11 protein-coding genes are annotated in these 8,991 nt (G+C 68.5%); 7 read left to right on the forward strand and 4 right to left on the reverse strand.

All coding sequences use genetic code 11. From position 1 onward, the window contains the following. The 3 genes from ACI1US_RS11295 to ACI1US_RS11305 form a co-directional block, all read left to right on the forward strand. Positions 1-566, forward strand: a 566-nt coding sequence (locus ACI1US_RS11295; protein ID WP_461640508.1) for a helix-turn-helix domain-containing protein, incomplete at its 5' end; no start/stop codon positions are given. Between the two features lie 74 nt (positions 567-640). Beyond that, positions 641-1,810, forward strand: coding sequence for a glycerate kinase (locus ACI1US_RS11300; RefSeq protein ID WP_461640510.1), 1,170 nt, complete (start codon positions 641-643; stop codon positions 1,808-1,810). Positions 1,811-1,905: 95 nt separating this feature from the next. Then, positions 1,906-3,246 carry a GntP family permease gene (locus ACI1US_RS11305; RefSeq protein ID WP_461640527.1) on the forward strand — a complete coding sequence of 447 codons (1,341 nt, stop codon included), beginning with the start codon at positions 1,906-1,908 and terminating at the stop codon, positions 3,244-3,246. 111 nt (positions 3,247-3,357) lie between these two features. Here the strand turns inward: ACI1US_RS11305 and ACI1US_RS11310 are convergent, their stop codons facing one another. The 3 genes from ACI1US_RS11310 to ACI1US_RS11320 all read right to left on the reverse strand — a co-directional run bounded on the left by ACI1US_RS11310 (position 3,358) and on the right by ACI1US_RS11320 (position 5,572). Continuing rightward, on the reverse strand, positions 3,358-4,491 hold the full coding sequence (locus ACI1US_RS11310) for an FAD-dependent oxidoreductase (protein WP_461640512.1): 1,134 nt from the start codon (positions 4,489-4,491) through the stop codon (positions 3,358-3,360). A gap of 23 nt (positions 4,492-4,514) precedes the next feature. Next, a complete protein-coding gene (locus ACI1US_RS11315) occupies positions 4,515-4,856 on the reverse strand; it encodes a helix-turn-helix domain-containing protein (RefSeq protein ID WP_461640513.1) in 342 nt (113 codons plus the stop codon). A 158-nt stretch (positions 4,857-5,014) separates the two neighbouring features. Continuing rightward, on the reverse strand, positions 5,015-5,572 hold the full coding sequence (locus tag ACI1US_RS11320; RefSeq protein WP_461640515.1) for a helix-turn-helix domain-containing protein: 558 nt from the start codon (positions 5,570-5,572) through the stop codon (positions 5,015-5,017). A gap of 111 nt (positions 5,573-5,683) precedes the next feature. On the opposite strand from ACI1US_RS11320, the gene ACI1US_RS11325 reads away from it, so the two are divergent. Further along, entirely contained in the window at positions 5,684-6,643 is a 960-nt protein-coding gene (locus ACI1US_RS11325) for an NAD(P)/FAD-dependent oxidoreductase (protein ID WP_461640517.1), read from the forward strand. Then, complete coding sequence (locus ACI1US_RS11330; protein WP_461640519.1) at positions 6,636-7,313, forward strand: class I SAM-dependent methyltransferase; 678 nt, start codon at positions 6,636-6,638, stop codon at positions 7,311-7,313. The genes ACI1US_RS11325 and ACI1US_RS11330 overlap by 8 nt, the downstream gene beginning before the upstream one ends. Here ACI1US_RS11330 and ACI1US_RS11335 read toward each other — a convergent pair. Then, positions 7,310-7,597, reverse strand: a complete 288-nt coding sequence (locus ACI1US_RS11335; protein WP_461640521.1) for a cupin domain-containing protein — start codon at positions 7,595-7,597, stop codon at positions 7,310-7,312. The genes ACI1US_RS11330 and ACI1US_RS11335 overlap by 4 nt on opposite strands. A gap of 200 nt (positions 7,598-7,797) precedes the next feature. On the opposite strand from ACI1US_RS11335, the gene ACI1US_RS11340 reads away from it, so the two are divergent. After that, positions 7,798-8,379 carry a SipW-dependent-type signal peptide-containing protein gene (locus tag ACI1US_RS11340; RefSeq protein WP_461640523.1) on the forward strand — a complete coding sequence of 194 codons (582 nt, stop codon included), beginning with the start codon at positions 7,798-7,800 and terminating at the stop codon, positions 8,377-8,379. Between the two features lie 74 nt (positions 8,380-8,453). After that, positions 8,454-8,991: SipW-dependent-type signal peptide-containing protein (locus ACI1US_RS11345; protein ID WP_461640525.1), on the forward strand; the 538-nt coding region annotated here is incomplete at its 3' end.

The raw sequence follows: 8,991 nt of genomic DNA on the forward strand, positions 1-8,991 counted from the left end.
TGCGCGGGGTGCTGTGGGTGCTCGTGAGTGGCGCGGCGGCGAGTCGCGAGGCTCCGCGAGCCGCCCCGGCTGGGACCGGGCGTGAAGCCGCAGCGGCAGTTGCTGAGCGGATCGCGGCGGAGCTGCCGGGCGTGGGCCTCGTTTACGGCGGCCTCAGCGGGACCGGCGAGGAGCTCGCCCGTGAGGCCGGGAACCTCGCGGTGCTCTCGACGCGCCCTGAACTCTGGGGAAGGGGTGAGGTGCGTGCCGCGAGTGGGCTCTTCCTGCGGCTGGCCGCGGCGCAGCTCCCAGCTGGTGTGGCGGTGAGTCTGAGCGGCGTGCTCGCCGGGGTCACTCCGGCTGAACGCGAGACTCTCGCCGCGTATTTGGCCTCCGGGGTTGCCGCGGAACTCTCGCGGTCGGGCTTCACTCACCGAAACACGGTGCGCCGCCACCTCCAGTCGATTGCGCAGCGCACGGGCTTCGACCTGCGGGTGCCCGAGCAGGCTGCCGTGCTCGCACTCGCGCTTGCCGCGGAGGCGGAGCAGGCGCCAAGGTCGCGGGGATCAGTGCATAGCGCACCGTAGGCAGCTATTTGGGGCGTGAATCTTGGTGCATCCCGCACCTGTGCGTGCTCGCCGATAGCTCCTAGGCTGAACGCATGCCAGGCAATGACCGCCCCGTGATCGTCGCAGCCCCCGACTCGTTTAAGGGGAGTTGCTCGGGCGACGAAGCGGCGCAGGCGATGCTGCTGGGTGCCCGCGCGGTCTACGGCGACGCCGCTGAGTACGTCGCGATCCCCCTCGCCGACGGCGGCGAGGGCACGCTCGACGCGCTGCTCACCGCGTGGGGCGTCGACGCGCGTGAGGCGCGGGTGCACGATGCGCTCGGCCGCCCCAGGGTCGCGCGCTACGGCATCAGCTCCGACGGTGCGACAGCGATGATCGAAGCAGCCGAGGCGAACGGCCTGCCCTGGGTGAGCGACGAACCGCTCCGCCCGCTTGAGGCCGACAACTTTGGCGTGGGTGAGCTCGTGCTCGACGCGCTCGATCACGGGGTCACCGAGATTCTCTTGAGCGTCGGGGGATCGGCGACGAACGAGGGCGGCACCGGGATCCTCCGCGCCCTCGGCGTCCGCTTCCTTGACGCCGCAGGCAGCGATGTCACGCCGGGTGCCCGAGGCCTGCGGGAGATCGCGACGATCGACGCCTCCGGGCTCGATCCGCGGGCGCGCGCCGCGCGCTGGAAGATTGCCGTCGATGTCGGGTTCCCGCTCTGCGGGCCCGAGGGAGCGGCCGCGGTGTTCGGACCGCAGAAGGGCGCGTCGCCTGCGGATGTTGCGCACATCGACGCAGGCCTCGAACACCTCGCGACCCTGCTCGCCGCCCGCAATGATCTGCCGGCGACCGCCTACACCGATCGCCCCGGCTTTGGCGCGGCCGGCGGCATCCCGCTCACCGCGGTCGCGCTGCTGGGCGCCGACACCGTCGCCGGCGCTGACCTTGTGTCCGAGGCCATCGGCCTCCCTGCACTGCTCGCCTCGGCCGACCTCGTGCTCACGGGAGAGGGCAGGCTCGACAGCCAGTCGGTGAACGGCAAGGTTGTCGACCTCGTTGCCCGCACCCGCCCCGCCGGGGTGCCGCTTGTCGTCATCGCGGGAACCGTCGAGCTCAGCGCAGTCGAGTGCCGCGCGGCGGGAATCACTGCCGCGTTCTCGATCGCCCCCGGCCCGATCTCCCTCCCCGACCTGGTTGCAGACACCCCAGCCCGCATCACCGAGACCGCCGCCCAGGTGGTCGCGCTCACCGCGCTCCCCGTCCACATCACCTGACATTGCTGTCAGGTGCCGCCGCACCACCCTCCGACTCGTCATCCTCCGACAGCGTCGTCAACAGAGAAAGTGAGAAAACCGTGCTCGATCTCATCGTGCTTTTGGTGTTAGTTGCCGGGATAGTCCTGGTCACTGCCAAATTTAAGATATCCCCGTTCCTTGCCCTGTTGGGCGCTGCGTTTATCGGGGCGTTCGCGTTCCGGCTGCCAGTCGAGGAGATCATCCCCACCATCACCGAGTCCTTCGGTAAGACGATGGGCAATATTGGCCTCGTGATCCTGTTCGGCACCATGATCGGCGTGATCCTCGAACGCTCGGGTGCCGCGATCGCGATGGCAGATGCGCTTATCAAGCTCATCGGCACGCGCTTCCCGACCCTCACGATGTCGGTCATCGGGTACATCGTCTCGATCCCGGTGTTCTGTGACTCCGGTTTCGTGATCCTCAACTCCCTCCGCAAGGCGATCGCGAAGCGCGCGAATGTGTCGCTCGTGGCGATGTCGATCGCGCTCATGACCGGCCTCTACGCGACACACACGCTCGTGCCGCCGACCCCCGGCCCGCTGGCCGCGGCAGCGAACCTCGAGGTCGAGTCGCAGTTGGGCCTCCTCATTGGTCTCGGCCTCATCGTCGCGGCAGTCTCCGCGCTGGCGGCGCTGCTCTACGCGAACACCTTCCTCAAGCGCGACATCGAGCTGCTGCCGCTCCCCGAGGGCGAGGTCGAAGAGAGCTACGAAGACCTCAAGGCCGCATATGGCAAGCTCCCGAATGGCCTCGTCGCGTTCATGCCGATCCTCATCCCGATCCTGCTCATCTGCCTCGCATCTATCGCGAAGCTGCCCGCGCTGCCGTTCGGCGAGGGCGTCGTCACGAACGTGCTGAACTTCATCGGCACCCCCGTGATCGCGCTCGCGCTCGGCCTGATCTCGGCGATCTTCCTGCTCCGCGGCAACGGCAAGCTGCAGCGCTTCAACTCGCAGATCGCCGACGGCATCACGATCTCGGCCCCGATCCTCATGATCACCGCCGCGGGCGCGGCATTCGGTGGCGTGCTCGGCAAGAGCAGCATCACGACGTTCCTCGCAGACAACCTCGCGACGCTCGGCATCGGTATCGCCGTGCCATTCATCGTGTCGGCCGCGCTGAAGACCGCGCAGGGCTCGTCGACGGTCGCGATGGTCACCACGTCCGCGATGATGCTCCCGCTGCTGCCCGCCCTCGGCCTCGGCAGCGACGTTGGCGCGGTGCTGTCGGTGCTCGCGATCGGTGCGGGCGCGATGGTTGTCTCGCACGCGAACGACTCCTACTTCTGGGTCGTCTCGCAGTTCAGCCGCATTCCGACTGCGACCGCGTACCGCACGCTCACCCCGGCGACGCTCATCCAGGGCATCTCCGCGTTCGTCGCGGTGTGGGTCATCAGCCTCATCATGCTGTAGCTGCCGACCGCAGCCGCGGGCACAGCAGGAGAGGGCTCACCCGCGAGGGTGGGCCCTCTCCTGCGTTGCGGGGTGCGTGGGTGAGCGGGGCGTGCGCGGGGGCGCGCAGTGTCAGCCGATTGCGACGTGCGCCGCGATCCGGAACTCCGCCGGCGGCAGCGCGATCCCGGTTGCCGAATCCGCGAGGATCCGCCCGATCGCCGGAGCAAACTTGTAGCCGTGGCCTGAGAAGCCGGCCGCGACGGTGAGCGGGCCGACCCGGTCGAGCACGAAGCGGCCTGTCGGCGTCGACGTGTAGGTGCAGCTGATCTCGACGCCGGTGTCGGGGTCGAGGCCCGGGAACCATTCTGCGACGTGCTCCCGCACCGCCGCGCGCACCTCGGGGGTTGCCGCGAACGTGCGCTGATCCGGATCCACCTCGTGCCCGACCGCGTGCAGCCCGAGCTTGACGCCCTCGCCAGGGGTCGGCATGCCGTACACGTTACCGCCGCGCTCGTCGAGCTGATCAGGCGCGAACATGTGGTTGAACGACGGCCACACGTGGGCTGGGTCGCGCGGGGCGAAGTGGGCTGGGTGCTCCTCGGTGACGGTGAGGGTGGGGAGATCGATGATCCCCTGCAGCAGCGTCTGCGACCAGGCCCCGGCCGCGACGATCGCGTGGCCGGCCTCGATGACGCGGGTAGTGCCTGAGGCGTCAGCCACGGTGACGCGCACGCGGCCTGCCTCCGGATCGATGGCGACGACGCGTGAACCCCGCTCGATGATCGCTCCGTCACGAACAGCCGCGGCCTGGAACGCGTCGAGCGCCCGGGCCGCGTACCCGACGCCGGCCTGGTTCCCGACGAGCACGGGGCCGGCGAACCGCATCCCCGCCCAGCGGGCGCTCGCCGCAGCCGGGTCGAGCAGCGCGACGTCTGCACCGCGTGCGGTGAGCGCCTCGTGGGAGGCGAGCACCGTCGCCTCATCGCCCTGCGTCACGAGGCCGTGCAGCTTGAGCAGCGGTTCAGGCGACTCCGCCTCGAGCCCCCGCCACAGCGCGAACGCCTCGTCGAAGAGATCGAGATAGAACCCCTCGTGGTAGGCATTGTTGATGTTGCGGGTGGCACCGTGCGAAGCGCCACGTGTGTGATGCGGCTCGAACTGTTCGATGAGGTGTACCCGCTCGCCGCGGCGTGCCAGCTGCCAGGCGGTCGCGAGCCCCATGATGCCGCCGCCGATGATGAGGTGATCAGTGTGCTCAGCCATGCTTCGAGGGTAGCCTGCATGCCTCAGCCGCCTACTATCAATGGCTCCGACCCTCGAAAATCCCGCGGCGAGACGCCGAGCACCCCGGTGAAATCGGTGGTGAAGTGAGCGTGGTCGGAGTACCCGAGCTCGGAAGCGAGGTTGGCGATGCTGAGGGTAGGATCCGTGGGGAGACGCCTCGCGCCCTCCTGTTGCCGACGTCGCCGAATCATTGAATGGATGGTGAGCCCAAAGTAGCGGGGCGCGACGCGCTGCAGTGTGCGTGTGGAAGTGTGCAAGCGCGGCGCAAGATCCGCGACCTGCGTGATCGAGGGATCAGCCAGTAGTTCCCCGAGGGCGTTCGCGAGCTCGCCCTCGGCAGACAACGGGGCAGCCGGGAGAGAAACCAGTCGGTGAGTGCCACCGAGGCGGCTGTTCGCCGTGCGTCGGAGGAAGGGTCGGCGGCGGTCATCGCTGTGCTGACGACGCGATCATCGAGCGGCTGTTGCGTGAGGTGCCGGTGTGAGGTTCGGCTCAATCAGTACTACTCGGCCGAGTGGGAATGCAGGTGCACGCGCTCGCCCACGGTGTTGAAGATGCTGATGACCTCTGCCGGTCTGGTGCCCGCAGCCCACATGCGGTGCGGCGTCATGGTGTCGAATTCTGCGGCTTCGCCCCGCTGCAGCACGAGCTGCTGCTCGCCGAGCTCGAGGTGCAGTCGCCCCGAGAGCACATAGAGCCACTCGTGCCCCTCGTGGATCTGCGCGGGCCGCTGCGGAGCCTCGGGGCGGTAGGTGATCTTGAAGGCGCGCACATCGGACTCCTCCCGTGTGAGCGGCGCGATTGTCATGCTGCCGCGGGTGACCGGGGCGCGATGCACGCGCGGGTCGCGCGGCTGTTGCTTGAGGAGATCGTCGATGCGGATCCCGAGCTGCTTCGTGAGCGGAAGCAGCAGCTCGAGGCTGGCCTGGCGTTTGCCCGATTCGAGCCGTGACAGCGTGCTGACCGACATGCCTGCGCGGCCCGCGAGGTCGTCGAGGGTCCAGTCGCGCTCCTGCCGCACGGCGCGGAGGCGTGCTCCCAGCTGCTGAAGTTCTTCCATAGTGCTCCTCCTGGGTGCTTGGGGTGAGGAGAGCAGGGCTGCCCGCCGAGGCATTTGCCAATACAGCAATTCTGATTGCCATTATTGCAGCTCTTGCGCGACGATACCGGTATGGAACAGACACACGCTGACGTCATCATCATCGGAGGCGGCACCGCTGGGCTGAGCGCCGCACAGACCCTCGGCCGCTCCCTGCGCCGCACGATCGTGATCGACTCGGGAACCCCGCGCAACCGCTTCGCCGCCCACATGCATAACGTCCTCGGCCACGACGGCGCCACACCCGAGAGCCTCCTCGAGCGTGGCCGGGCAGAAGCGGCGGCGTACGGGGTAGAGTTCGTCGACGGCAGCGTCGTTCGGGTGCGCGACGCGGGCGACAGGCTCGTCATTGAGCTCGCGCAGGCGACGGAGAGAACCGCTCCCGCTACCCTCACCGCCCGGGCCCTCGTCATCGCGACGGGCGTACGCGATGATCTCCCGGCGATCCCCGGGCTGAGCGACTACTGGGGGAGCAGCGTGCTCCACTGCCCCTACTGCCACGGCTGGGAAGTGCGCGGGAGCAGGATCGCGGTGCTCGCCACCTCACCGGACTCACTGCACCAGGTGAAGCTCGCCCGGCAGTGGAGCGACGACGTCACCGTGTTCAGCGCGGAACTCGGCCCGCTCGATCCCACAGTCGAGCGGTCCCTCCTCGCGCGCGGCATGCGGATCGTGAGCGCGCCGGTCACGGAGATCCTCGGCGATGGGACGAGTGTGACTGGCGTGCGCACGGCGGATGGGCTCAGCCACGACACCGACGCGATCCTCACCGCGAGCACCATGGTCCCGTTGGATGGCTTCGTCGCAGACCTTGACCTTGCGCGCACCGCGGCTGCCCACGGGAGCTTCCTGACCGTCGATGGCTTTGGCAAGACAAGCCACCAGCGCGTGTGGGCCGTCGGAAACGTCGCCGCACCGATGGCGACCGTGCCCATGGCGATGGGGTCAGGAGCGGCAGCCGGTGGCTCGGTAAACTTCGCCCTGGTGGAGGAAGACTTCACCCGGGCAGTGAGTAAGGAGCATGATGACTGAGGCGGAACTGACTCCGGCCGAGTTCTGGGAGCAGCGCTACGGCGAGGCCGACCGGATGTGGTCAGGGAAGGTGAACACTGCGCTCGCCGCAGTTGTCGCGGATCTCGCCCCCGGCCGCTCGCTCGACCTGGGCTGCGGTGAGGGTGGAGACGTGCTCTGGCTTGCCGAGCGCGGCTGGCAGGCCACGGGCATCGACCTCTCGCAGACCGCTGTCGCGCGCGGCCGCGCCGAGGCCGCGGCGCGCGGAATCGACGCAACGTTCATCGCGGCCGATCTCGGAGACTGGATCGATGACCCGCGGAGCATCGACGGCGCAGACGAGCCCTTCGACCTTGTGACCGCGAGTTTTCTGCAGTCGCCCGCGCACCTGCCGCGCCCCGAGGCACTGCGCGCAGCAGCGGCACGCGTCGCGCCGGGCGGCACTCTTGTGCTCGTGTCACACGGTGCTCCGCCGTCGTGGGCGCAAGCGGAGCACTCCGGCAGTTCGGGCGCGCATCAGCACCACGGCCCCGGCTACTTCCCGACGCCCGAGGCAGAGCTCGCCGATCTCGCCCTTGATACGGCCGCCTGGCGGATAGCTGTCTCGGAGATCCGCGAGCGCGATGCCGTCGGCCCCGAGGGGGTCGCCGGCACGCACTTCGACACTGTCGTCGTGGCGAGGAGGCGCTAGAGCTTCTCGACCTCGACGAACACGATCGCGTCGGGCGACGAGACGTTGCTGATCGCGTGCTCGGAGCCCGCGGGCCGCGAGTAGCTCACGCCGGTGACGAGCTCTGCGTCGAAGGATGAGCCGTCTGCATTGTCGACCCGCATCGACGCGGTCACGAGGGGAATCACGACGTATTCGTAGTCGTGGCGGTGCAATGGGATCGTTGCCCCCTGCGGGATCGTCCACTCCGTGACGCGAAAGTGCTCGTTCTCGAGCTGTACGGAGCTGTGTGCTGTGGGGGCCATGGGGTGCTGTCCTTCGCGGTCGGCGGTGTCGTGTGTCCAGTCTGACTGCTTCGAGCTAGATTTGCGAAGCCCTTCTGCAGCCTGGCGAGCTGCCGGGGCAGAAAGCATGAAGACCCTATGGTAAATGGAGTACTTGACGTACCATTTGGCAAGAGCATCGCGGGGCACGCCCAGCGAGAACGTACAAAGGAGTATCGCTCATGTCACTTGACCATGCACAACAGACCACCCCCAAGCGTCACGGTTGGACACGGGCGCGAGCTTTGCTTGCGGGCGGGCTCGTTCTCGGAGTCGGAGCGGCGATCACCCTCGCCGCCTGGACAGACAACGAGTGGGCCCGCGGCATCTTCGGCAGCGGCAGCTTCGGCATCGAAGGATCGACCGATGGGTCGGCCTTCTCTGACAACCCCACCACGGGTGATGCCGCCCAGCTGAGCTTCGCAGTGGGGGCAGATAACCTCGCTCCCGGCAGCGAAGTGTACGCGGGATACGCTGTCCGCCTGCAGGCAGGCTCGACCTATGCTGCGAACGTCGACGTTACGCAGGATATGAGCGCTGCCCTCGCCGGGACTACCGCAAGCTACGTCTTCACCACCGACGCCACCTGCGACGCTACCGCGTACGGCGGCGGCACGGACGCGGACGCCGCCTCCTTCGAACTCGACGCGTTGAATGCCCCGGCGTTCCTGTGCTTCAAGGTTGCTGCTGACGGCACCCTTGTGCAGGGGGAGCGGGGATCCATCACCTGGACCTTCACCGCTGAATCCGGCGCGACCCTGTAGCGATCATGATCCGCCGCAGTAGCCGAGCGCCGGCGCGGGGGAGGCGAGCCGCACCCGGGAGGCAATTTACCCGGGTGCGGGCGCTGCTGGCCGGAGCCCTGGTGCTCGGAGTCGGCGGTACGCTCACGCTCGCCGCGTGGACCGACAACGAGGCAGCTCAGGGCGTCTTCGCCGCGAGCAAGTTCGGGATTCAGGGCTCGGCCGACGGGACCACGTTCTCTGACCACCCGAGTACGGCCCCGGCCGTGCTCTCGTTTGCGGTCGCGCCCACCGCGATGTCGCCGGGCACGACGACGTACGCGCGCTTCGCCGTGCGGACGCTCGCCGACACGAATGTTGCCGGGAGCGTCACGCTCAGCGGCGCAACCGTGACCGGCACCGGGCTCGGCACGCACCTGCGCTACGGCGTGCGCACGATCCCTGCTGGCAGCGCGTGCAACGCGACAACCTTTGGCGCCGGAGCAGTCGTCGTGGCGAACAACAGCACGCTCGCGACCGCGGGCACGGGAAGCCAGCCGCTTGCCGCGGCCGCAGGGTCGCCCGTGACCTACTGTTTCGCGGTCACGCTGCCCGAGGGCACACCGAACGAGGCGCAGGGCCTCACCGCTACCG

It is taken from the genome of Leucobacter sp. BZR 635 (assembly GCF_048061935.2).
Lineage (GTDB): Bacteria > Actinomycetota > Actinomycetes > Actinomycetales > Microbacteriaceae > Leucobacter.

Bases quoted from the DNA above. Each gene is read 5' to 3' on its own strand.
- ACI1US_RS11300 (WP_461640510.1), top strand. From the start codon at position 641: ATGCCAGGCAATGACCGCCCCGTGATCGTCGCAGCCCCCGACTCGTTT.
- ACI1US_RS11310 (WP_461640512.1), bottom strand. From the start codon at position 4,491: ATGGCTGAGCACACTGATCACCTCATCATCGGCGGCGGCATCATGGGG.
- ACI1US_RS11320 (WP_461640515.1), bottom strand. From the start codon at position 5,572: ATGGAAGAACTTCAGCAGCTGGGAGCACGCCTCCGCGCCGTGCGGCAG.
- ACI1US_RS11325 (WP_461640517.1), top strand. From the start codon at position 5,684: ATGGAACAGACACACGCTGACGTCATCATCATCGGAGGCGGCACCGCT.
- ACI1US_RS11330 (WP_461640519.1), top strand. From the start codon at position 6,636: ATGACTGAGGCGGAACTGACTCCGGCCGAGTTCTGGGAGCAGCGCTAC.
- ACI1US_RS11335 (WP_461640521.1), bottom strand. From the start codon at position 7,597: ATGGCCCCCACAGCACACAGCTCCGTACAGCTCGAGAACGAGCACTTT.
- ACI1US_RS11340 (WP_461640523.1), top strand. From the start codon at position 7,798: ATGTCACTTGACCATGCACAACAGACCACCCCCAAGCGTCACGGTTGG.